This is a genomic window from Rossellomorea sp. NS-SX7, assembly GCF_052828565.1.
Map to the genome: position 1 here is coordinate 300,354 of NZ_CM128249.1, position 23,259 is coordinate 323,612.

23 protein-coding genes and 1 riboswitch are annotated in these 23,259 nt (G+C 45.3%); of the genes, 11 read left to right on the forward strand and 12 right to left on the reverse strand.

Going from position 1 to position 23,259, the window contains the following annotated elements; all coding sequences use genetic code 11:
- Nucleotides 1–112: 112 nt before the first annotated feature.
- From ACUXV2_RS01400 to ACUXV2_RS01410, 3 genes are all read right to left on the reverse strand, one after another.
- The gene (locus ACUXV2_RS01400) at nucleotides 113–616 is read right to left on the reverse strand and encodes an acyl-CoA thioesterase (protein ID WP_446245288.1); all 504 of its coding nucleotides are present in this window, start codon (nucleotides 614–616) and stop codon (nucleotides 113–115) included.
- Between the two features lie 99 nt (nucleotides 617–715).
- Nucleotides 716–1,909: a NupC/NupG family nucleoside CNT transporter gene (locus ACUXV2_RS01405; protein ID WP_446245289.1), complete on the reverse strand. Its 1,194-nt coding sequence runs from the start codon at nucleotides 1,907–1,909 to the stop codon at nucleotides 716–718.
- A 130-nt stretch (nucleotides 1,910–2,039) separates the two neighbouring features.
- Nucleotides 2,040–2,141, reverse strand: a riboswitch (purine riboswitch).
- A 205-nt stretch (nucleotides 2,142–2,346) separates the two neighbouring features.
- The gene (locus ACUXV2_RS01410; protein WP_071619527.1) at nucleotides 2,347–2,475 is read right to left on the reverse strand and encodes a YflJ family protein; all 129 of its coding nucleotides are present in this window, start codon (nucleotides 2,473–2,475) and stop codon (nucleotides 2,347–2,349) included.
- A gap of 378 nt (nucleotides 2,476–2,853) precedes the next feature.
- On the opposite strand from ACUXV2_RS01410, the gene ACUXV2_RS01415 reads away from it, so the two are divergent.
- Together ACUXV2_RS01415 and ACUXV2_RS01420 are read left to right on the forward strand one after the other, a co-directional pair.
- The gene (locus tag ACUXV2_RS01415) at nucleotides 2,854–3,990 is read left to right on the forward strand and encodes a hypothetical protein (protein WP_446245290.1); all 1,137 of its coding nucleotides are present in this window, start codon (nucleotides 2,854–2,856) and stop codon (nucleotides 3,988–3,990) included.
- 33 nt (nucleotides 3,991–4,023) lie between these two features.
- A complete protein-coding gene (locus tag ACUXV2_RS01420) occupies nucleotides 4,024–5,634 on the forward strand; it encodes a hypothetical protein (RefSeq protein ID WP_446245291.1) in 1,611 nt (536 codons plus the stop codon).
- A gap of 54 nt (nucleotides 5,635–5,688) precedes the next feature.
- Here ACUXV2_RS01420 and ACUXV2_RS01425 read toward each other — a convergent pair whose 3' ends face one another.
- Complete coding sequence (locus ACUXV2_RS01425) at nucleotides 5,689–6,978, reverse strand: MDR family MFS transporter (RefSeq protein ID WP_446245292.1); 1,290 nt, start codon at nucleotides 6,976–6,978, stop codon at nucleotides 5,689–5,691.
- 174 nt (nucleotides 6,979–7,152) lie between these two features.
- Here ACUXV2_RS01425 and ACUXV2_RS01430 point away from each other — a divergent pair, with 174 nt between their 5' ends.
- Complete coding sequence (locus ACUXV2_RS01430; RefSeq protein ID WP_446245293.1) at nucleotides 7,153–7,758, forward strand: DUF6944 family repetitive protein; 606 nt, start codon at nucleotides 7,153–7,155, stop codon at nucleotides 7,756–7,758.
- A 434-nt stretch (nucleotides 7,759–8,192) separates the two neighbouring features.
- On the opposite strand, the gene ACUXV2_RS01435 is transcribed toward ACUXV2_RS01430, so the two are convergent.
- The gene (locus ACUXV2_RS01435) at nucleotides 8,193–9,425 is read right to left on the reverse strand and encodes an aminopeptidase (protein ID WP_446245294.1); all 1,233 of its coding nucleotides are present in this window, start codon (nucleotides 9,423–9,425) and stop codon (nucleotides 8,193–8,195) included.
- Nucleotides 9,426–9,765: 340 nt separating this feature from the next.
- Between ACUXV2_RS01435 and ACUXV2_RS01440 the strand changes: the two genes are divergently transcribed.
- On the forward strand, nucleotides 9,766–10,158 hold the full coding sequence (locus ACUXV2_RS01440; protein WP_446245295.1) for a hypothetical protein: 393 nt from the start codon (nucleotides 9,766–9,768) through the stop codon (nucleotides 10,156–10,158).
- 103 nt (nucleotides 10,159–10,261) lie between these two features.
- Here ACUXV2_RS01440 and ACUXV2_RS01445 read toward each other — a convergent pair whose 3' ends face one another.
- Complete coding sequence (locus tag ACUXV2_RS01445; protein WP_446245296.1) at nucleotides 10,262–10,714, reverse strand: RrF2 family transcriptional regulator; 453 nt, start codon at nucleotides 10,712–10,714, stop codon at nucleotides 10,262–10,264.
- 176 nt (nucleotides 10,715–10,890) lie between these two features.
- Between ACUXV2_RS01445 and hmpA the strand changes: the two genes are divergently transcribed.
- Nucleotides 10,891–12,120 (forward strand): NO-inducible flavohemoprotein, encoded by a 1,230-nt coding sequence (gene hmpA / locus ACUXV2_RS01450; RefSeq protein WP_446245297.1) that lies wholly within the window; start codon nucleotides 10,891–10,893, stop codon nucleotides 12,118–12,120.
- A 47-nt stretch (nucleotides 12,121–12,167) separates the two neighbouring features.
- On the opposite strand, the gene ACUXV2_RS01455 is transcribed toward hmpA, so the two are convergent.
- Nucleotides 12,168–12,335, reverse strand: a complete 168-nt coding sequence (locus ACUXV2_RS01455; protein WP_175986925.1) for a hypothetical protein — start codon at nucleotides 12,333–12,335, stop codon at nucleotides 12,168–12,170.
- 249 nt (nucleotides 12,336–12,584) lie between these two features.
- Between ACUXV2_RS01455 and ACUXV2_RS01460 the strand changes: the two genes are divergently transcribed.
- Nucleotides 12,585–12,959, forward strand: a complete 375-nt coding sequence (locus tag ACUXV2_RS01460; RefSeq protein ID WP_446245298.1) for a DnaJ family domain-containing protein — start codon at nucleotides 12,585–12,587, stop codon at nucleotides 12,957–12,959.
- Between the two features lie 51 nt (nucleotides 12,960–13,010).
- On the opposite strand, the gene ACUXV2_RS01465 is transcribed toward ACUXV2_RS01460, so the two are convergent.
- The 5 genes from ACUXV2_RS01465 to ACUXV2_RS01485 form a co-directional block, all read right to left on the reverse strand.
- The gene (locus tag ACUXV2_RS01465) at nucleotides 13,011–13,619 is read right to left on the reverse strand and encodes a hypothetical protein (protein ID WP_446245299.1); all 609 of its coding nucleotides are present in this window, start codon (nucleotides 13,617–13,619) and stop codon (nucleotides 13,011–13,013) included.
- Nucleotides 13,606–14,640: a hypothetical protein gene (locus ACUXV2_RS01470; protein ID WP_446245300.1), complete on the reverse strand. Its 1,035-nt coding sequence runs from the start codon at nucleotides 14,638–14,640 to the stop codon at nucleotides 13,606–13,608. The genes ACUXV2_RS01465 and ACUXV2_RS01470 overlap by 14 nt, the downstream gene beginning before the upstream one ends.
- Nucleotides 14,637–15,536, reverse strand: coding sequence for an ABC transporter permease subunit (locus ACUXV2_RS01475; RefSeq protein WP_446245301.1), 900 nt, complete (start codon nucleotides 15,534–15,536; stop codon nucleotides 14,637–14,639). Before ACUXV2_RS01475 ends, ACUXV2_RS01470 begins: the two co-directional genes overlap by 4 nt.
- A gap of 198 nt (nucleotides 15,537–15,734) precedes the next feature.
- Nucleotides 15,735–15,926 (reverse strand): histidine kinase, encoded by a 192-nt coding sequence (locus tag ACUXV2_RS01480; protein ID WP_446245302.1) that lies wholly within the window; start codon nucleotides 15,924–15,926, stop codon nucleotides 15,735–15,737.
- Nucleotides 15,927–16,061: 135 nt separating this feature from the next.
- Nucleotides 16,062–17,543: a methyl-accepting chemotaxis protein gene (locus ACUXV2_RS01485; RefSeq protein WP_446245303.1), complete on the reverse strand. Its 1,482-nt coding sequence runs from the start codon at nucleotides 17,541–17,543 to the stop codon at nucleotides 16,062–16,064.
- 223 nt (nucleotides 17,544–17,766) lie between these two features.
- Between ACUXV2_RS01485 and motA the strand changes: the two genes are divergently transcribed.
- The 5 genes from motA to ACUXV2_RS01510 all read left to right on the forward strand — a co-directional run bounded on the left by motA (nucleotide 17,767) and on the right by ACUXV2_RS01510 (nucleotide 23,203).
- A complete protein-coding gene (motA, locus tag ACUXV2_RS01490; RefSeq protein ID WP_446245304.1) occupies nucleotides 17,767–18,558 on the forward strand; it encodes a flagellar motor stator protein MotA in 792 nt (263 codons plus the stop codon).
- Nucleotides 18,545–19,330 (forward strand): flagellar motor protein MotB, encoded by a 786-nt coding sequence (gene motB, locus ACUXV2_RS01495; RefSeq protein ID WP_446245305.1) that lies wholly within the window; start codon nucleotides 18,545–18,547, stop codon nucleotides 19,328–19,330. Before motA ends, motB begins: the two co-directional genes overlap by 14 nt.
- A 286-nt stretch (nucleotides 19,331–19,616) precedes the next feature.
- Entirely contained in the window at nucleotides 19,617–21,017 is a 1,401-nt protein-coding gene (locus tag ACUXV2_RS01500; protein ID WP_446245306.1) for an alanine/glycine:cation symporter family protein, read from the forward strand.
- A 112-nt stretch (nucleotides 21,018–21,129) separates the two neighbouring features.
- A complete protein-coding gene (locus ACUXV2_RS01505; RefSeq protein ID WP_446245307.1) occupies nucleotides 21,130–22,224 on the forward strand; it encodes a carbohydrate kinase in 1,095 nt (364 codons plus the stop codon).
- 52 nt (nucleotides 22,225–22,276) lie between these two features.
- Nucleotides 22,277–23,203 carry a pseudouridine-5'-phosphate glycosidase gene (locus ACUXV2_RS01510; protein WP_446246977.1) on the forward strand — a complete coding sequence of 309 codons (927 nt, stop codon included), beginning with the start codon at nucleotides 22,277–22,279 and terminating at the stop codon, nucleotides 23,201–23,203.
- Nucleotides 23,204–23,259 lie beyond the last annotated feature (56 nt).

Sequence of the window (23,259 nt, forward strand, 5' to 3'; positions counted from 1 at the left end):
CAGCCTTACCTTTGCGTATTGCAATCAACTTATCCATTGGAAATAGTGATATGAACCTACACTATAGCGATAAAAAAAGAGATGCCTGTCTAAGGCATCTCTTTCAATTTTATTAATAGGCATTCCTGAAAAACTCAGCCAGCTCCTGACTGTGCTTTTTACGGGCTTTCCGGTGTTCTGCCCGGTTCTTCGCCGTTTCGTTCAGCCATTTTTCTTCTTCTGTTTCCGGTACCACTTCCGGAATCACCACTGGTTTGCCGTCCTCGATTGCCACAAATGTTAAAAAGGAGATCGCTGCGACGGTCGTTTCTCCTGTCAGCAGTACCTCTGACGTGACTTTGACGCCGACTTCCATGGAGCTGCGTCCGGTATAGGTGACGATCGCTTCAAGTGTTACAGCGTCACCTACTTTGATCGGCTGCAGGAAGTCAACAGAATCAGTCGATGCTGTGACGACCGGCTTCCGTGCATGACGGGTGGCCGCGATGGACGCGACGTCGTCTATATAGGCCATCAGTTTTCCGCCGAATAATGTGCCGTGGTGGTTGGTGTCCGGCGGAAGCACATGGGTGGTTTTACTTGTCTTTGTTTCTTTCATGAATTTCTTTTCTCTCAATTCGTTCACCTTCCGTCCATGATAATAAACGTACACTACCTTTTACTATTCACCAAAGACGGAAATTAGAAACATAATCGTGAAATATTTCACCCTGTTTTATAAAAATATACTGACGACGATCGCTGTGATGAAGCTTGCCAGCGTACCAGCTGCAATGGCTTTAAGGCTCAGTTTTGAAACTGTTGGGCGCTGGGAAGGTTCAAGGGAACCCAAACCAACAATTAATTGCCCAATCGATGAAAGATTCGCAAAGTTACATAGCGCAACAGAAAGGATTGCGACTGTTTTTGGCGAAAGCTCATCAATCATCCCTGACAGCTGATCAAAAGCGACAAATTCATTGACGGACAGCTTTGTTCCGATGATGGATGCAGCCCGGAACGCTTCGTCTACAGGAACCCCAACCAGTAGAGCCAGAGGATAGAAGATGTAGCCGAAAATGGTCGATAGGTCTGTATGAACAAGACCGAGTACACCATTTACAAGCGCAAGCACCCCGATAAAGGCAATCAGTAACCCGCCGATATTGATCGCAAGCTGCACGCCGCTGATCGCTCCTTCGGAAATAGCTTCGAATACGTTGGTGTGACCGGTCTTACCTAATGAAATGTCACCATTCGTATTTGATTCTTCCGTTTCAGGCTCCATGATTTTCGCCATGATGAGCGAAACGAGCGGAACACTGAAGACAGATAGAAGCAGATACTTCATCTCGATTCCCATCAAGGAATAGCCGATTAAGATCGCACCGCTTGCAGAGGCTGTTCCCCCGACCATTACGGCGAACAGCTCTGAACGGGTCAGTTTGGCCAGATACGGCTTGACAAGAAGGGGAGCTTCGACCAATCCAAGAAATGAATTCCCGATTGCATTAAAGGATTCCACCTTCGTTGTGCCGAGGATTTTCCCCAATACGATCCCGATATACTTGACGAACAGCGGGATGATGCGTAAATAGTAGAGCGCAGAAATGACGGCAGAAATGAAAATGATGGCTCCAAGCACATTGATCGCAAAGACAAATGTGATGTTGCTTCCTTTTTCAAAGAATCCCCCGAATACGAACATGATTCCTTCGTTACTGTAGTCGATGACTTTTTGGACGCCGAGAGCCGTTTTTTTCAGCAGCGTCTGGCCGAATGGTACTTTTAAGACAAACAGGACAAGAAGGAATTCAAGAGCAATCCCGATTCCCACTGTCTTCCATTTAATTGCTGAGCGGTTGCTGCTCCAAAGCCAGCCAAGGAAGAGAACCCCGGCAAGTGATAATAAACCGAATACTAAATCCATCATGAAACCTCCAGTGAATGACGAACCCTTATAGATCAGATGTCAGACCTTTCGAAAATGAACAAAATAAAAACGTGCATACAGACAATCTCTCATTCTATAAAGAAAGTCTGCATGCACGGAAAAAAGCATGTAACCCGACTTTCCTTATAGTCCGGCAATTTACGGGCGCCGGGTAGAGACTTATGGTCCATATCACCATAGTTATATAAGGAATTCGTATGAAATTTTTAAAATATGTTGTTTACTCTAACACAGAGTCAGAGCCTGATACAATGGATTTTTAAAAGAATATAATGCCAAAAAAGTTGTCTATCTATTGGACTAATTCTGAAATTTTTTCGCGATAACCTGTATGAGTAAAATAAATCCTTCAATAAAAAAGACGGGTATTCACTTCAATTAAAAAAGAGTGAATACCCGTCCCTCGTCATCTATTATTTCGTACGTTCTAATAGGTTTGCCAGAACGTGCTTTTTATAAGATTCAACTTTGCGTTCCTCATAGCGGCGTACGCCTGCTTTTTTAAGTTCTTCCACGTACCAGCCTTTGCTTCCTCTATGCATCATAAAACATCCTTTCTGCTTAGTATTGATTGGAATCTCCGACTAACTCGGGTCGAGAGTTACATTAAGATTGCTTACGGTTGTACATTGTAACATCTGAGTTTTTTCGTTTAAAGGGGTGATCCAGAATTTTTCGGATTCAGGCTTTTCTGAAAATATTTTTGACGAAAAATATATTTTTTTGAAAAAAAGTGATCCAGATCTGATCTTCTTGCGTTAGCTTTATGAAAATTGATAAATATAGTGGAAAAAAGGTTCTTTTGAGGGATGGGAATGGTGAAAGGTGAATTGGGTGCCAGGCACAAATGAAGTGTTTTGTGCCAGGAACCTTCCCCCCTCAATCCAACATTCTTCTTTGAAAGGAGGTGACAAGACGCAGTGCAGAAACGACTTATTGGCGCTTTGCTTTTTCTGGGGGTGCTCGGCGTTCCTACATTTGCTTCGGCGGACAGCGGACTGTTATCGAATGTCACCGATGAAGTGGATACAGTCACGGATGAGGTCATTTCCACCGAGGACGAAGCCAGTCGAGAGGCACCTGCTCCTGACGAGGAGGAGGACAAGCCTGGAGAGGGAAATATCCTTTCTTCAACAATCGATTCGGTGACGGACACGGTTGATCAAACGACCGGAACTGTTTCGAAGACCGTGGATACAACGGTTTCCGAAGCAGGTGATGCGGTGAACCGAACCGTGGACACGGCTGTTGAACCGGTTTCCCGATTGACAGGGGATTCAGCGGCTCCTGTAACGGATATGGTGAAAGAAACGACGAAATCCGTTACGAATACCGTTGAACACACAACCAAAACGGTAACCGGTACAGTCGAAGATACTGCTGAGACAGTGACAGAAACGGTGGATGATACGACGAAACCTGTAACGGAATCATTATCCGATGATGAACCACTGGTAGAAGTCGATGTCGAGGATCCCGAAGTGAAAGTTGACACCGGCATCATCGAGGCCGATGTTTCAGATGAACCGACCGTCAATGTAGAAACTGGAGATCCAGACGAGATTCAGGATTCACCAAATACTACAGAAATTCCTGAAAGTCAGGAAAGGGAAAAGGATGCTCCTGATAAAGAAAATGAAGGAACGTCTGAACTGAGCACAGAAACCAGAATGAACAAAGCCAAACAAATAGAGGAATCCATCACAGCTGCAACAACTGAGACAGCTTCACCTGAAGAAAAGCCAGTGAACACTGGGGCTGTTGATGGACAGGCAGAAGAATCAAAAAATGATTTTCCGCCAATCCCATATAAACAGATGGAACCAGTACTTACCAATTCGACAATCAAAACGGCAAATGGTCATTCAACAAGTACAAACGGAATGGGACAGACTGCCGCTGCAGGAAGTCTGCAGGTTGTCCGTGAACAGGAGGCCGACAATGTCAGTCTTGAACGGGCAGGTTTCAATGGCAACGAGAATCTATATTATGATCAGTGGTTAAATGCACCACCGTCGCAGCCACCTCAACCTTCTCTTCTTTTCAAAAGTATATAAACCTAAAAACTTTTAAAAGGAGAGAATATTAAAATGAGAAAAAGCGTATTTAGAACATTAGCATTTACTGGTGGTTTAGCAGCAGCATTAACATTCGGAGGTCAAACAAGTTTTGCGGCAGACAACGATTCTTTACTGGATCGTGACAGCGGACTGGTGGAAGACATCAATATCCTTGATTCTGAAGATGGTCTATTGGAAGGGTTAAACCTTGGAGGATCGGACGATGAGTCGAATTCTGATGTCAACGCAGACGCGGACGCAGATGTCATGAGCGAAACAAAAGTCGATGAAGAAAATGACACGGTTTCTACTAAAAATGGTTCGGAAGCCGAATCCGGTGTAAACGCAGCAGTTGAAGGAGAAGACGAATCAGCGGAAGTGGATGCAGATACAGAAGCTGGCGTCATGAACGAAACAGTGGTGGATGAAGAAAATGATACTTCTATGACTTCAACAGAAGCGGGAGCATCTCAAGACGTGAACGCAGCGGTTGAAGGAGAAGACGAATCAGCGGAAGTGAATGCAGATACGGAAGCTGGCGTGAAAAACGAAACAGTAGTGGATGAAGAAAATGATACTACTATGACTTCAACAGAAGCAGGAGCGTCACAAGACGTGAACGCAGCAGTTGAAGGAGAAGACGAATCAGCGGAAGTGAATGCAGATACAGAAGCTGGCGTGAAAAACGAAACAGTAGTGGACGAAGAAAATGACACTACTTGGACTTCAACAGAAGCAGGAGCGTCACAAGACGTGAACGCAGCGGTTGAAGGAGAAGACGAATCAGCGGAAGTGAATGCAGATACGGAAGCTGGCGTGAAAAACGAAACAGTAGTGGACGAAGAAAATGACACTACTTGGACTTCAACAGAAGCAGGAGCGTCACAAGACGTGAACGCAGCGGTTGAAGGAGAAGATGAATCAGCGGATGTTGGAGCAATGACGGATGCTGGAATCATGAATGAAACGATGGTCAATGAAGAAGACGAATCTGTTTCATCAAAAACTGCCGGTAACCTTACTTCAGGACTAAATGCTTCAGCTGCCAATGAAGACAGTGAAGTGATGGCTGATGCAATGACTGATAATACTGGATGGGTTATGTTCGAAAACAATGAAGAAAATAATTCTTCAAGTGCAGCAATCGGTACTGAATCCATGAATGGTTTCACTCTTGGAGCGATGGACCGTGAGGACGGAGAATCTTCCAAAGTAGACGCTATGAACGATACTTCCCTTATGACAATGGTAGAAAACAGTGAAGATTCTTCTAAATTTGCTGCAGAAGCAGGCAACGATCTTATGCTTGGTGCAATGACTGAAGATGAAGATGGAGAATCTGCTGCCATGGTCATGAACAACGTTGATGCGGCACTATGGGCTGAATCGATGGAAGATGGGGAAGAAGAGGTTAGAAATGCCGGTCTTTCAGCTGGTACTGACACTGCTTTGAACTTCCTTTCTTCTGATGAAGATCGCGAATCTTCCCTTCTTTCCAATCTTGGTGTAAATGCTGATGCAAACTACACAGAGTGGGAAAACGAAGAGGATGAAGGTCGTGAATTCAACCTTGGTCTTTCAACCGATCTTGGTCTAAATGCTATGCAGTCTTCTGAGGGTGGTTTTGACTTGGGGCTGTAAGGAATACAGAAAGGAATGATCCATTGCGGATCATTCCTTTTTATTTGACTCTCACTATTGAACTGCCTTTTTAAGCTCAAGCTCTTCTTTTTCGAACCTCTCAAACATGATGTAGAATAAACCGGCACTAACAAGCGCAAGCAATGACAAGATGATAAACGTCCAGTCATATCCTACATACAATGAGAGTGTGATCGACAGCGGTGCGATCGTTCTTGCAATCGTAAAACGAAGGCTGGCCGCTGCAAAGTACTGTCCTCTCATGTGTTCAGGAGCAAGCTTTGACACGAAGCTCTGCTGGATTCCTGCCGTCATGAGCTCTGCGAATGTAAACACCGCCATCGCCGCGATAAAGATCCAAACGGAGCTCGACTGCCCGAACATTAAGATAGATACGGCATAGATCACGGATGACAGGATGAACACATTCCGCTCACGGAACTTGGTGATCCAGCGGGTGATGACGACTGTCAGAAGCGCAACAAGAAATCCGTTTTCCGAGAGGATCAACCCGAAGATCTGTTCACTGACAAGTGTCAATGACCAGTCACCGACACTAAATAGCGTAGCCTGATCCATTACATCTTTAATATACACAGGAATCAGCAAGTCGAGCTGCATGAATGTCTGTCCGACAAGAATTCCTGCAAGAATGAATAATAAGAACGTCTTGTCCTTGAAAATAACACCGTAATCCTTAAACTGTTCAGACAATACACGATGCCAGGCTTTCTTTTTACCTTCCGTCACAAGAAGCTTGCTTCGATCGGCAGGTGCGGTTTCCCGCGTCATTTTATATAAAAGAAAGGCGAGTCCCATGCAAATGACTGCCGCAGCAACCAGAAGCTGGAATCTGTAATGTACATAGAAAATTCCGCCTAAAATCGGTCCAACGACCACTGCTATGTTGATGGATGTGTAGAACACGGCGAATACGTGGCTTCTGTCTTTCTCATCTACTACATCGGCGACCATTGCCTGACTTGCAGGCCAGTAAAATGAACCGAATACCCCCACCAAACTGAAACAAATGAATCCTATAAGTGCAGAATCAAGCCATGGCGAGCTTGCCAGGCCGAAGATTAAAAAAGCAAACCCCTGTCCGAAGGCGGAAATGACCATCATGGTCTTCCGTCCGAACCGATCCGCGCAATATCCGCCCATCAGGTTGGCGGCTACCGCAAACACTTGAGAAAGAACCAATAATAAACCTGCTGTCTGTTTCCCGAACGCTTCTGTAAAATAAATCGTCAAAAACGGAAAGAACATCCAGAATGTGATGTTGATCGCTGCTTCCCCAAATAGACGGACCTTCAGGTTTCGGTCCCAATCACGTATCTTCATCTATTTCTCCCCCCTTTTGAAACCATAGATGAACTAGAATATCATAGCCTGATAATTCGAAATAGACAAGATGGACTTACTGGAATTTACAAATGATTTAAAAACGGCCTCTAAGACGCGGATCACAAAGGTTTTGAATAGAGTAATGTATCAGCAGGGAAAGGATGATGGGAGGTGAAAGGTGAGATTATCGTTCTGACCGGCGCATGGATTCAGGTGCTGGGTACAGTGATTGCAGCAATCGGGGAAACGATCCTGGTAAAAGAAGAGCATATCGGGTTTCGGCTGGTTTCAATCGGCAATGGTTTCGAAGCTGTGGGGAATTCACTGCAGGCCGCCGGGGGAGAAAAAGCATCGCGTGGATCCGACGGGGAGCGACTCAGGATAACCGGAGCCTGGGTTCAAGCAGCAGGGAATGTAACAAATGTCCGGGCAGCAGAGCTTCAATTTTCAGGGGAAGAAGTCAAAGGGTTAAAACTGGACGTGATTGGTGATAGTGTCCAGTCGATTGGAGCTGAGTTGGAAGCGTATGGAGCGAGTCTAGGAGATGCCAGGTTCAAAAAGCTTCTAACAACAGGAAATACCATTCAGTCGCTCGGTGCAGCACTTGAAGCAATCGGAGAAACCTTTATTTTGAAAGGAGAAAGGGAGATTGGCCTGCAAATCACGGCATTTGGCAGTTACGCACAGGCGGCAGGAGCGACAATTGCGGCGGTGGCGTTGACGAAGGAGTATAGTGATGATGATGGTGAGTGTGAAAAAAAGAAATTGACTGAATAACTTTCGTGGGAATATAAAATGGAGATTATTGAAAATCACCGGTGTTAAAAGATTATGGATGGAAAGTGGAAGATTATTAGATGAAACTAAAAGATTATTTATTGAAACTAAAAGAATAGGGAGCAAAACTCAAAGATTATTGACTAAAACTCGAAGATTAATCAATTAAATTCAAAGATTTTCCTGAGAACAGCATGGTTTAGGACTATAATTTAAAGTTTCTTCGTATGAATTCCATACTTTATGAATTACACTCTAAAAGGGTAAGCGAAATCCAGCGATCAAGGCATTGTTTTTAAAATAAGCAATCATTCGTCCATTTTTTAGCCAAGCACCAACCTACAAAATTGTTCAACACATAAAGCAGCCCATTACACATACATGAAAAATCCCAAAAGGCATCGCACCTTTTGGGATTTCTTTTTTACATGAAATTAAAACGCCCAGCCGCCGTCACGGAATACAGGCTCAGTGGAACCGTCTTCTTTGATTCCATCAATGTTCATTTTGTCTGAACCAATCATGAAATCAACGTGGGTGATACTGTTGTTCAGGCCATTCTGATCAAGCTCTTCCTGGCTCATTTTCTTACCACCTTCGATACAGAATGCATACGCATTACCGATGGCAAGGTGGTTTGAAGCATTCTCGTCAAACAATGTGTTGTAGAAAAGGACGTTAGATTGAGAGATTGGCGATTTATGAGGAACAAGGGCGATTTCTCCAAGGTAGTGAGAACCTTCGTCCGTTTCGACAAGACGCTTCAGGATTTCTTCGCCTTCTTCCGCCTTCACATCAACGATGCGTCCGTTTTCGAATGTAAGTGTGAAGTTATCGATCACGTTACCGCCGTAGCTTAATGGTTTCGTGCTTGATACCGTCCCGTTTACACCTGTTTTCAGAGGAACAGTGAAGACTTCTTCAGTCGGCATGTTCGCCATGAACTCTACACCTTGCTCATTGACACTGCCTGCCCCTACCCACAGGTGGCCTTTAGGAAGCTCGATTGTAAGGTCGGTGCCAGGTGCAGTATAGTGCAGTTTTTGATAGTTCTTTTCGTTCAGGTATTCTACCTTTTCGTGAAGTGCTGCATCATGGTCCTTCCAAGCTTGAACAGGATCAGCCTGATCTGCACGGACAGCTTTGAAGATCGCATCCCATAATAAGTCCACTTGCTCGTCTTCAGAAGCATCCGGGAATACTTTCGCAGCCCAGTCCTTAGAAGGAGCTGCGAGTACACACCAGCTTACCTTGTCGGATTGGATGAACTGACGGTATTTGGACATCGCTTTACCTGCAACCTTCTGGAAGTTGGAGATGCGCTCAGGGTCGACTCCTTTAAGAAGGTCAGGACTTGAAGATACGATGCTCATGAACGCAGCGCCGCCTTCGGCAAGCTCTTCTACTTCACGTGCTTTCCATTGCGGGAACTCCTGGAATGCTTCATCCGGTGCAAGGTCGTATTTTGTACGGTTCACCACATCGTCGTTCCAGTTCAGGTACACATGCTTCGCGCCTACTTCATAGGCTTTTTTAACCACTAAACGAACAAATTCAGCTGCATCGATGGATGTGTTGATCACCAATGTCTGGCCTTTTTGTACGTTTACACCGACTTGAACGGCAAGACTTGCGTACTTTTCAAGGTTTTGTTGAAAGTTAGACATAATATGTATTCTCCTTTTTTCAGAATGTTCTATTACAATTCAATTGTATCAGTGCCATCAGGGTTTGCAAGTGTTTTCAACCGACATTAATAGACGATGTCCGCTCAAGGGCTGCAGGGGATTATGAACGTTCTTTAACAATCCTTTGAAAGCGTCGACAAGAAAGGGACGGCTGGCTATAATGAACGTGGTTCCATTTACACCGCTCTTTTCGAAGCCATTGATGGCTTACAGGCACAAATATACCGGAACTTAAGATGACCGTGGACAGCTTAATGTTGTGTCTGAAAAGGGTAGACGATCAATAACTATTTTTTTAAAATGAATGGGGGAAACCTGGTTGGCTTGGAATGTACTATTATTGAGAATGTCCGCTGTTTATGCATTTATCGGGGCCTTTATGGGATCTCATATGGCGGGAGCAGGGTCTTACGCATTTAAACCCATCCATGCTCATATCCTGGTAGTCGGATGGCTGAGTCTGTTTGCTTTTTCATCCTATTACCGCTCCTATGAAGTGCCGAAGACGTCCAAACTTGCTGCCTTTCATGTTTGGACCGCCATCATCGGGACGTTCGGCCTGACGTCGGGTATGTGGTTTTACAATCTTAACCCGATCAATCTTCCGGGTACATTTACGATGGTCTTTTATATAGTGGGCGGAAGTACGCTGCTATTGAGCTTCTTTTTGTTTGTATTGATGACGTTTAAGTATAGTAAGAGTAAAGGTTAAGGGGAAAGCCTGTTTTTCCGGTTTCGGGGAGACGGGTTTTTTGTTTGAAGGAGGGCATGGCGGTGCCCGGCACAAGAGTGCCCGGCACGTATCTGATAGGGGGTTAATCTGCTTCCGGACGCTGCTGTTCCTGAAAAAGGATGCGGTACTCCATAGGATTTGTGACGAGGTCGGCGAGCGTATAGCCGTCAAGCACGGCAAGGTAAGCGTTCAGCGCTTTCGCCAGGACGTGTTTAAGACCGCAGACCGGTGTGATGACGCAGCTGTTATGTTTGCTGAAGCATTCGACCAGTTCAAAGTCTTCCTCCGTTTTTCGTACGAGTTTACCGATGTTGATATCAGCCGGGTCTTGGGCAAGCTTTATGCCGCCGTATCTGCCGCGGATGGTTTCAATGATCCCCATTTTTCCTAATTCATACGTAACCTTCATCAGGTGGTTTTTTGATATCTGGTAAGAATCTGCAATTTCTTTTATGGTAGAGAGTTCGGTCTTTGGCTTAGATGCCAGATAGATCAGGACTCTCAGTGAATAGTCAGTGTATAGTGTCAGTTTCATATGGATTCACCTTTTCCTTCCCATGATTTCATTATACTGATCAGGAACGTATGTGTCTAAATAATGTATGTAATTGTGTCTAATCTGTTAAAGGTGTATTTGAAATATTGCTTTAAAAGGGTGTTGGGTGTAAGTTAAAGATGTATTTAAAATATATCTTTAGAGGTGAATGTATAATGCTATCTCAAAAAACCATTGATATCGTGAAATCCACCGCACCCGTTTTAGAAGTGAAAGGGACAGAAATTACTTCTGTATTTTATAAAAATATGTTCTCAAACCACCCTGAATTATTGAACATTTTCAACCATGCCAACCAAAAGAAGGGAAGACAGCAAACGGCGTTAGCGAATACGGTCTATGCTGCTGCGCAAAACATCGATCGATTAGAAGTGTTACTGCCGGCTGTAAAGCAGATTGCTCACAAGCATAGAAGTTTAGGGATCAAGCCTGAACAATATCCGATTGTGGGGGAACACTTACTCGGTGCGATCAAAGAAGTCCTTGGCGATGCAGCAACGGATGAAATCATCGAGGCTTGGGCGGATGCTTACGGCGTGATCGCCGGGGTCTTCATCGATGTAGAAGAACAGATGTATGTGGAAGCGGAGCAAAAAGAAGCTGGATTCCGGGACTTCAAACCATTCGTTGTCGCGAAAAAAGTGAAAGAAAGCGATGTGATCACATCCTTCTATCTGAAACCGCAGGATGGAGGAAAGGTTCCGGCATATTATCCAGGTCAATACATTTCAGTTCGAGTGACGATACCAGGTCAAAAAAATACACATATCCGTCAATACAGCTTATCTGGTGCCAATAAAGAAGAGTTCTTCCGCATTTCAGTAAAGAAAGAAGCGGAATTTGACCCGAATGGGATTGTATCCACATTCCTGCATGATGGAGTCCAGGAAGGAAGCGTCATCGAAGTGAGCGCTCCTGCGGGTGATTTCTACTTGAATCAAGGAAACACGGAAGGCAGAGTTGCATTCATTTCTGGAGGCGTGGGGATCACACCAATGATGAGTATGCTTGAAACGATTGCTGAGACGACTCCGAATCGTCCAACAGCATTCATTCATGCAAGTAAAAATGAAGGCGTCCAGGCATTCAGAAATGAGATCGACGGGTTGATGGAAGTGCTTGAAAACGGAGAAGCATGCTACATTTTAGAAAACCCTGATAATGTTTCTCTTTGCCACTTCTCAGGCTATGTGAACAAAGAAATTCTCTCAACATATGTTGGCCGCGATACAGAATGTTACGTCTGCGGACCTGCACCATTCATGAAGGCTGTAATCATGACGTTGAAAGAAATCGGTCTTCCTGAAGATAAAATCAAATTTGAATTCTTTGGTCCTTCCATGAATTTATCTACTGTGGATGAGAAAGAAAAAGTAAGGTCTTAATGACGAAAAAACAAGCATCAGGAATGTTTCCTGGTGCTTGTTCATATTTAAAATCGATGCTCGTCGTGATCGACTCTGTTTTTAAACGCCTCCTGAGTGACAATCAGTTCTTCGTCGCCAGGCGGTTTTTCTGTATGTCGTTCGGAAGTGCTGTTTTGAGGGAAATTACCCGGATGTCCTTTTTTCTTCGCTTCAAACGATTTTCCGCGTGCCATATGAAACACTCCTTTCATTGGGTCATAACCGTAGTTTTTCCTTGGGGAATGAAATTATGTAGGAGTGAAATGTTGGTAAAGAGTGGGGGTGGTATCCGACTGAACGCTCAATCAACAGTTGTTGCTTTATCGTCAAACTTTATCCCGGGCAAAAAACGGTTTTCGTATACACTAGTAGTAACAAGTGGCCAGCCACACGTCTTTGGATTTTCAGCCAGACCCACTGAATTCTTAACAGGAGGGGTTTACATGGATTTTTCGATGATTATTTCTGAACAAAGGATCAAAAAGGCTCAGGAGGATGGGGAGTTTGACAATCTTCCCGGCTATGGGAAACCGCAGAATTTCGACGAAGACTTATCGATCCCGCCGGCTCTCCGGATGGCGCACAAGATCATGAAGAATGCCGGCTATTCCACAGAGGAAATGGAAATCAAGAAAGAAATGATGAGGATCGAGGATCTCATCCGCGTTTGTGAAGATGATACGGAAAAAGAAGAGCTGCAGAAGAGCCTTAATGAAAAAATGGTGAGATACAATTCGATGCTGTCGAAGAGAAGGGTGAAGACGAACAGCTCGATGTTTAAGAATTATGAGCAGAAAATCGAAAAAAAGCTGCTGTAACAGGAAAAATCCCGTTCTATCATAGAGCGGGATTTTTGGTAGATAGAGCTGTTATTTGATTGGTTTTGGCTTGGTTTGGAACATTGTATCTTCCAAGCCCCAAGCGATATCGTTTCCGTACGGGTCGTTTATGCTGACGATTGGAGCGACACGGGTGATCACTGGCACCATCTCTCCTTCATAGTTTATTTTAATCATTCCCATCACAAGGGCCATATTCTCTCCGTTAACTCCATAAATTTCCTGTATTTTTAAAGGTTGGAGCATAGGGTTGAACATGACTTCCAATAAATAGCGTTTTGATGGATCCTTCCTTGGAAGAGTGATGGAATAGTTTCCTTCCTTGTCAACTGTTCCAGTGCCTTCAGCAGTGATTTCTGTGCTCGCTTCCGCCTGCCAGTGGATAATGGTGCCGTATTTGCTAGAAAGATCTCCGTATTCCTTGATACTCGCATAAATCACGGAATTTTTCGGGAGGTTGCTCGTTCCTTCTATAACCAATTCCTCTGATTTCAGGTTTACCTTCCCGTCCAGTTTCACGACTTTTCCTGCATTCTGATTGGCTATCAACTCAGGCTCGGCAGCCCACTCGATTCTGCAGCCTGATAAGAAAAGGCCACTCAAAATCATGAGTGTAACAGCCACCCTAAATCGTCTCATTATGCTTCCCCCTTTCACGACTGGTAAGGGTAAACAAGTGATCGACAGTTGCAGATGGCGGCTCCTGCCTAACCATTTTTTCCTTCGTTTTTGTCAACGGCTTCCCTTCCAAAAACACTTCCTTTAAAACAGAATTGATTTCATTCACACAGAATATCGATATCGCAAAGAAAGCCAGCGGAGATAGAAGCAGCCATGGATAGAGATGGATCTGATAAATATTGATGCTCATGGTTGCTGCCCAATCATTGATGAATGAGAAATATTCGGGACGATGTTCCATGATGCCGAATTCAGCAATTCTCAGCCCCCCCAGGCAGATGTGCAGGATCCCCAGTTGAATAAGTAGATAGAGGGTCTGTGCCAATTGCTCTGAAAACATCACGATGGCATGGCGGCTGAATTGGGAGCGTAGGTGTCTCTTGATAATAAAGAACCTGCCGGCACCAATCTGCCTTGAAACCGTGATGAAATCATTTTTAAGGAACTCTCTCATTTCTTCCCCGATATACATTCCAAGCGACGGTATGACAATGATTGAGATCACGATGACTTGGATAAAGAGAAATTTCATGGAGTAAAGGGATCCTGCCTCAAATGCGCGCTGCAAAGGAGTCAGAAGAACAAAGGCGATGATGGCAAGCGGGATGAAATTAAAAGTGTCACCGAGACCTTTAAAGATCTGACGAATCCAATTGGGAAGAAACGTATAAACCAAACCAAAAAGGAAGCCGCCTGACATGCGGAGTAGTGCAATCGCTATCGCCGAGAGAAGTGTGTACTTTGCGCCTGCTATCAGCACGAAGAAGACGTTCCTCCCTAACTTATCACTCCCCATCGGCTCCATCTCAGATGGCGTGTAAGGAGGGGACGCGACCAATCTGCCGGTCTCTTCGTCCTTGAGGTAAGACGGACCTTCTTCAAATAGATGCGGATGTGTGGAAGGGAGGATAAAACTCCCGGCAATCAGAATCAGAAGGAATCCGATCGGTATCCATAATCGTAAATGGCGGATGATCATAAAGATTGCACCTCCTCATGGGGCAGCCATTTTTTCAACAGAAGCGCGCCCAGGCTGAACACAATGAAAAATGGAATATAAATCATCAGCATTCCAATGAAGAAAGCACTCGGGTTACGTTGTGAAACGTCCAGGAGGACATTCATGAAACCGTTGATATTAAACAGGATTTCGATAATCAACAGATTCGACAGCATCAGAAGGAATATGGGCTTGATATGAAAATAGAAATGGAGCCAGACATTCCGGAACAGATGCACCCAGATCGTATACGCTTTAGAGAAACCTTTGGAAAAAGAGTATTCCACATAAGGCTTTTCTTCTTCTTCCCTGAGCTGAAAAAGGAAATTCTTGGTCAGAAAAGCGATCGGCATGATCGCTAAGCAAATGATAGGAAGTAAATACACTTTTTCCTCGCCTAATGTGTAAATATCAAACAATAGGATATGTGTCTTTTTGAAAAACCAGATGATAAACAGCTGAATGAAGACGATGATCAGAACATCGGGCAATGAATCAAATAGATCCATGATCTTTACACACAGCTTGAACAGTTTCTTTGGAAGAAACATGAACAGATAACTGAGAAGTGTAGAAATCGCCGCAGCACCTAAGAAAGCAAGAAATAATAGAAGGAAAGAGTAGCCGAAAAGCTGAAAGAATAGTGGGTAGATCGGATATTTCTTTGGGTCAGGGTCTGCTCCCACTTCAATGATGATGGAAGAAGGGTTCATCAGCTGCCTGACTGTCTCGGATAAGGTGTGGACATACTTCCCCATCATGATCACCAACTCAGTGTCATAAGAGAGGAGGACCCCCGCACCGCTGAATAGAAACAAGCCCGCACATGTCAGTAAAAACTGGGCGGGCATCGTAATGTACCTAATTGGTTTCATCTTGTACCCCCTGAATTTTTATCTCTATGAGTAAAGTATAAATTTATATGTCAAAAATTACAAAATATTTATAAAATTATTACAATATAAATAAATGTTTCCTTATAGACTTATCCATTTGGACAAATAATTCAGGCTACATAGAGGAAATATAAAAAACCCCCTGCTTATGATAAGCGGGGGGTTCGTTGAATCTCTTTATTTCTCTACCTGCTCTCCATCCGGTTTGAACAGAAAGTAAGAGATGATGCCCGATAATAAAGTGCCGCCGAGTACAATCAGGGTCCGGGTGTCTTCAGGAACCTCTGTATAGGCTTTAGCCAGATAAGAGTTCCCCACCAGGAACACGACGAGCATGATCGGAATCGTGATGATGAGTCTTCTTTTCAAAACGCCACATCCTTTAGTTCTTCTTCCTTAAGTTTATCATATCCTGACTGGTGAAATATCTACAATCCGATGACAAGTATCTCTCCACACAAAAAAGGACAGCCCTTTCAAAAGTTAAGGACTGTCCCAGAGAGATTATTGTTTGATACTGTGTTCAATCCGTTCGGTGCTTTCAGCAGTATCCTGGATGTAACGGGCAATGGTTTCATTGTCCTGATTCAATGTTTCGATTGTCGCGCTGATTTCTTCAAGGCCGGCACTGGATTGTTCTATCACGGCAGCAAGCTCTTTAGTGGAAAGTTCGACCTCGCCGGTTTGTCCCTTAACAGAAGTGGCGGTTGATGATAAACGCTGGAATTCCTTTGATATGCTATCAAGTTTTTCACGAAGTGTCGCGAAGTATTCGGTTACTTCGCCGGTAGCCGACACGTTTTCATTAAGCTTGGTTGAACTCATGGACATGATTTCAAGGGCTGTTGAGTTGACTTCGTTAACGGAAGTTAGATTATCGTTGATCCGGGTTGCCGTGTTCCTTGTGATTTCGGCAAGCTTGCGGATCTCATCGGCAACGATCGAGAAGCCTCTTCCAGCTTCGCCGGCCCGAGCTGCTTCAATCGATGCGTTCAAAGCGAGCAGGTTTGTTTGATCGGTGATGTCCTGGATGCTCCCGATGAATGAGTTTGTTTCTTCGATCTTCTTGGTCAGTTCCTTGAAGGTGCTGCTCAGCCCTTCGATGATGTTTTTGAGCTCAGTCATGTTGTCATGAAGGTACGTGACGCGTTCGTTTCCAGAGAGAGCGAGACGGTTGGCATCATCTGAATGAAGGGCCAGGTCGTTGGAAAGGTGAGTGACTTCCTCCATTTTTGTCATGGTCATGGCTGCAACAGAAGCAATATTGTTGATTTGATCACTTTGCGTCTGGCTGCCCGCAGAAATTTCAGTAACAGCGGTTCTCATTTCGTTATGCGATACGAGATGGATTTGAATCTGATCGTTAATCTGTTTGATACTCGTTGAGATCGTCGTCAACTCTTTTGCAAAGAGGGCACGCTGATCATCTTTTTTTCTGCTTTCCTCTTCCGTTCTGTGCAGAAACTCCTGGATCTGGATGGATTGCTTTTTGTTTAGATGGATGACGACACCAAGCACGATCCCTGTTAGCAGATAAGTCAGCATGGCGGGCATGAACAGCTCGTTGAACAGAATGTCATCGGCAGGTGCAAAGACTTTGTTCAGCACAAGGATGATCAGTCCCGACACATAGCCGATAGCGAATATGACGGTGCGGAAATGGATGGCTGACAAGACAGCCATAAGCGTCAAGATCACCATGTTCTTAGCGTTCGCCCCATCTGTCAGCAGCCAGATGAGCATAATGACATAAATGGTCGGAATGCTGAAATAGACATACAGTTGAGGCTTTTTCATCATCACTTGCAGAACGATAAAATAGACAACTAAAAGAATCAGCTGTGAAGCAAATACCGAGGTGGGAATGATGCCAGATTGGTTCAGGATGGAGTAAGCCAGACCCGACAGCAGGCTTACCGAATACGTGATCAGTAGTAATAGGTTCTTCCGTTTCGTATCGGAAATCTTCATTTCTTCAGGTGTCACAATGTTTCTCTCCTTTAATATGTAAAATATACCCCTCTTTCCTATATGTATCGGTCTGAAAATTGCAACTTTTATACTATATCTAGAATTATTTTTACGATTGAAAGCCCGTCCCTCGCTGCATTATAGCAGCGAGGGACGGGCTTTTTAAAAAAGTTAAAGGAATGGATGTTTTGTCCGATAGTAAAAGTAGACTACTACAAAGAGTAAGGTGGACAAAACGATGGATAAAACGTCAGTAATTGGAGTCATTTTAGGGTTGGTTGCCGTTGGAGTGGGGATGTTTTTCAAAGGCGTGAGCCCGGTAGCCCTCGTTAACCCTGCAGCCATTTTAATCATCCTGCTTGGAACGGCGGCAGCCGTCACCATTGCATTTCCGACACATGAAATAAAAAAAGTCCCGAAATTATTCGGCATGCTTTTTAAAGAGCAAACGGTACAGGACCCTAAAGAAGTCATCCGGTACTTCTCAGAGATTGCAGATATCGCACGTAAAGAAGGACTGCTTGCATTGGAATCAAAATCCCAGGAAGTAGAGGATCAGTTCCTGAAGAATGGTCTTTCCCTTGCAGTCGATGGACAAAGTGCGGATTACATACGTGACGTTCTTCATGAAGAAATCGATGCGATGGAAGAGCGGCACAGTGCTGGAGCGTCGATCTTTTCGCAGGCGGGGACCTATGCCCCGACACTAGGGGTGCTTGGTGCCGTTATCGGTTTGATTGCAGCACTTGGCAATATGGAGAACACCGAGGAGATGGGCCATGCGATTGCAGGGGCCTTCATTGCAACGCTGCTCGGGATATTCACCGGTTACGTATTGTGGCATCCTTTTGCCAACAAGCTGAAGCGCAAGTCGAAGCGGGAAGTGCAGTTGAAAATGATGATGGTAGAAGGCATTCTTTCCATTATAGAAGGAGAGAGCCCTAGGGTCATCGAGCAGAAGCTTGCCTCTTATTTACCGGCAAGTGAGCGGCTGCTGCTGATGGAGGGGGAAGCAAATGAGACGGCGTAAAAAGAACCACGATGATGAACATATGGACGAATCCTGGCTCATCCCCTATGCGGATTTGCTGACTCTTTTATTGGCGCTGTTCATTGTGCTTTATGCCTCGAGCTCGGTGGATGCCCAGAAATTCAAGGAGCTGTCGAGAGCTTTTAATGAAGTGTTTACAGGAGGCACCGGGATCATGGAACATCAAAGCCCCGTTGAGCCTCCGCAGAAAAATGAGGAAGAAGTGAAGTCCAGCGCGGCAGCGGATACAGAAGAAAAAGCGGACCTCAATAAAGAAGAAATCGAGCGCCAGGCGTTTCTGAAGGATCAGGAAGAATTGAAAGAAATCCAGAAGAAAGTCAATGAATACATTAAGACGAATAATTTAGAGCTTCAGTTTGTGACGAAGCTGACGGATGAAGGACTGCTGCTGACAATCCGGGACAATGTGCTTTTTGCTTCGGGGTCCGCGGATGTAAACAGCAATGACTTGAATGTGGCTAGGGAACTTTCTGAGTTACTGGAGATGAACCCGCCTAGGAACATCATCATCTCGGGACATACCGATAACGTCCCGATCCGGAACGCTGAGTTTGATTCAAACTGGGAGTTAAGCGTGATGCGTGCCGTGAACTTCATGAAACTCATTCTTGAGAATAAGGATTTGAACCCGCAATGGTTCAGTGCGAAGGGATTCGGAGAATTTGAACCTGTCGGGGATAATGCCACTGCTGACGGCCGTTCATTGAACCGCCGGGTGGAAGTCCTGATTTTACCGCGGGTAACGGAGTAAAAGTGAATATGGTATGGCTTTTGGCCCGGAACTGCTTGGAAGAGTGGTTTCGGGTCTTTTTGTTTTGATGAAGGAAGGGGGGAGAGGGACAAACAAATTCTATGTTTCACGCACCCAATTTCAGGGAAAAGAGTCAAAAGACTGGGAGGTTCAGTGTATGAATTTCCGGGAAAAATTCGGGTTGAATCGCCCTGTTACATAAGTCTTTCTTTGTACATACATATATTTTTACTCAAAGGAACCGGCATGCAGGCATTGGATTTATTTTATTTGAGGAGGGGTTCGATTGGAGAATTTTTTTGACATCATAGGGAAAATATCGGCCTGGTTATGGGGGCCGCCTTTAATCATCGTCCTGGCAGGGACGGGGTTGTATATGACGTTTTTGCTGAAGTTCATTCAGTTCCGTTATCCACTGTACATATTCAAGCAGACGGTCGGCAGTGTATTCAGTAAGAAGAAGCCTAAAGGGGAAGGGACTGTCACGCCGCTTCAGGCATTAACGTCGGCTCTGTCCTCGACGATCGGGGCCGCCAATATCGTCGGTGTCCCGGCAGCGATCATGTTCGGGGGACCGGGTGCGGTGTTCTGGATGTGGTTCATCGCCTTGATCGGAATGGCACTTAAATTTTCTGAGAGTGTGCTGGCGGTCAGATATCGTGAGAAGAATGAAAAAGGTGAATTTGTCGGCGGGCCGATGTATTACATGCGAAATGGGCTGAATATGAAATGGCTTGGTGTCTGGTTTGCCTTTGCCCTTATGATCGAGTTGATCCCGAGTGTCATGGTCCAGGGGAACTCGGTTGCGGCAACGGTGGAGGAATCATTTCATGTAAGCGGGCTGGTTACAGGATTGATCATGGCCTTTATCGTGGTACTCATTGTATTCGGCGGAATCAAGCGGATCGGGAAGGTGACGGAGATATTTGTCCCTTTCATGGCTCTGATTTATGTCGGAGCAGCGCTGGTGATCATGTTTATGAACATCGGTGCGATTCCGGAGTTCTTCAGCCTGATTATAGGCAACGCATTCCAGCCGATGTCCGCGATGGGCGGATTTGCCGGGGCAGCGATTGCCGAAACGATCCGCTGGGGCTTTGCACGCGGATTGTATTCGAATGAAGCGGGACTGGGGACAGCACCGATTGCCCACGCTGCCGCAAAGACAGATCACCCGGTAAGGCAGGGTTTATGGGCGATCGTCGGAATCGTGATCGATACGCTGATTGTTTGTACTGCAACGGCGTTTGTCGTCCTGTCTTCAGGTGTGTGGACGGCTGAGGATGCTCTGGATGATCCTTCAGCCCTGACCACAGAAGCATTCACTCAATACTTCGGGTCCTTCGGAGGCATTCTCGTAACGGTTTCCTTGATCTTCTTTGTGCTATCGACGATCATTGTCATCGTCTATTATGGGGCAAAGCAAGCTGAATTCTTATTTGGATGGAAAGCCGCTCAAGGCATTAAAGTTGTGTATGTCGCGGCGATTGTCCTTGGTTCGGTTGGTGCAGCCAAAACGATCTGGCAGTTCCTTGATTTGGCCCTTGCCGCCATTCTGATCCCAAATATTATTGCCGTCCTGCTTTTAAGTAAAGAAGTGAAGCGGTTGACGAACGAGTTCTTCACCTCTGATCAATATTATCTAAAGGATGTTGGTAAGGTGAAGAAAGACAAAAGAATAAGCTGATCGAAAAAAATAGCCTGACCGGGTCAAACGTCAGGCTATTTTTCTTGTCTGAAATAAAACAAAAGTTTAGAATATTAACAAAAGTTATATTTTTACAGGGGAGTGGGAGCCAGTGAATGAGAAGGAAAAGCTCTTGTTGACATTGGTTGAAGAAAACCCGTTTATGAGTCAGCAGGAGCTGTCTGAGAAAAGCGGGTTTTCGCGGTCGGCTGTTGCCGGGTACATATCGAATCTTACGAAGGAAGGCAGGATTCTCGGACGTGCTTATGTGCTTCCGGGGAAAAATGGTGTCACCTGCATAGGCGGTGCGAATATCGACCGCAAGCTTCAGCTTCACGATGAATTGATTCCTGAGACCTCCAATCCTGCTCAATCCAGTCAAGCAAGTGGCGGAGTCGCCCGCAACATCGCAGAGAATCTGGGGCGTCTTGGCCTTCAGTCCTGTCTTTTGACAGTGGTCGGGGATGACACCGAAGGCAGCTGGCTGCTGAATCAGACGAAGAACCATGTCGATGTTTCCTCTTCCATCAGTCTATTTAAAGAAACGACCGGCACATATTCGGTCATCTTGAACAAACAGGGGGAGATGATGTTTGCGCTTGCCGACATGGACCTTTATGAGAGCGTTGACATCGGATTCATCGAAAAGAAGTGGGGGGTGATTGCCTCTTCTGAAATGGTGATACTGGATACCAACTTTCCGGCAGAGGTTATCCACTATATTATCCGGAGGTGCCAGGCAGAAGAAATCCCTTTGACGATTGTACCGGTGTCTGCGCCGAAAATAAAGAAGCTGCCGTCATCTTTGGAAGGGGTCACCTGGTTCGTTTGTAACAAAGGAGAAGCAGAAGCGTACCTGGGTATGACGATTGAATCGGAGGGAGATTATTTTAAGGCGGCAAAAATGCTCACTCAAAAAGGGGCGGAACGAGTGGTCATTACAAGAGGGGATCAGGGGCTGGTTTATTATACTGTATACAAAGAAGCCAGTGCCATCCTTCCTCCTCAAGTGAAGGTCGTCGACGTCACCGGGGCGGGGGATTCACTTGTCGCAGGGATCATCTATGGATATATCAAAGGGTCTGATACCGACGGGGCATGCAGGATCGGTGTCACCTGTTCATCATTGACGCTGCAATCCGCCCATACAGTGAGCCCTTCCCTTACAAAAGGGAAGCTTCAGAAGCATTACAATCTGTATAATTAAGCGCTTTGGGCAGACAGCCCATCATTAAAGGAAGCGGGGGAGAACAATGAATATCAAACCATATATTGAATACTCAGAAGAAGTCATACAGGGAAAAAAGAGCGGAAAAGCAATTGTGGCGTTGGAATCGACGATCATTTCACACGGCATGCCCTACCCTCAAAATGTACAGACGGCACGCGAAGTCGAAGATATTATCCGTGCCGGGGGAGCAGTGCCTGCTACGATTGCGATATTGAATGGGAAAATAAAAATCGGGCTGTCCCATGAAGAATTGGAATACCTGGGACAGGCATCAGGTGTGATAAAAGCAAGCCGCCGTGACATTCCTTACATCCTGTCTGCAGGGAAAGACGGTGCGACAACAGTGGCGGCAACGATGATCCTTGCAGAGCTCTCGGATATTGCCGTGTTCGTGACGGGCGGCATCGGCGGGGTCCACCGCGGTGCAGAGGAGACGATGGATATTTCGGCAGATCTTGAAGAACTTGCTCGGACGAATGTCGCAGTTGTCTGTGGAGGAGCAAAATCGATCCTCGACATCGGCCTCACACTTGAATACCTTGAAACCAAGGGTGTGCCCGTACTGGGATATAAAACCGAGTCCCTGCCTGCTTTTTACACAAGAAAAAGTCCTTACCATGTAAACTATCAAATGGATTCATGTGAAGAGATCGCTTCCCTTTTAAGGACAAAGTGGGAGTTGGGTCTCCGTGGTGGCGTTGTTGTAGCGAACCCTATACCAGAAAAAGATGCACTTGTAGAAAATGAGATGAACAGCATCATAGAATCGGCACTGCAGGAGGCGGAGGAAAGAAACATCACCGGCAAGGAAGCCACTCCGTTCCTATTAGGGAAAGTGAAAGAACTGACCGGGGGGAAAAGCCTTGTCGCCAACATCGCGCTGGTGAAGAACAATGCGCGCGTGGGTGCGGAACTCGCAGTGAAATATGAATCTATGAAAACAACAACTGTTTAAAAGTAAACCCGGGCTGTTATGGTCCGGGTTTACTTTTTGGGATTTAAGCCCATACT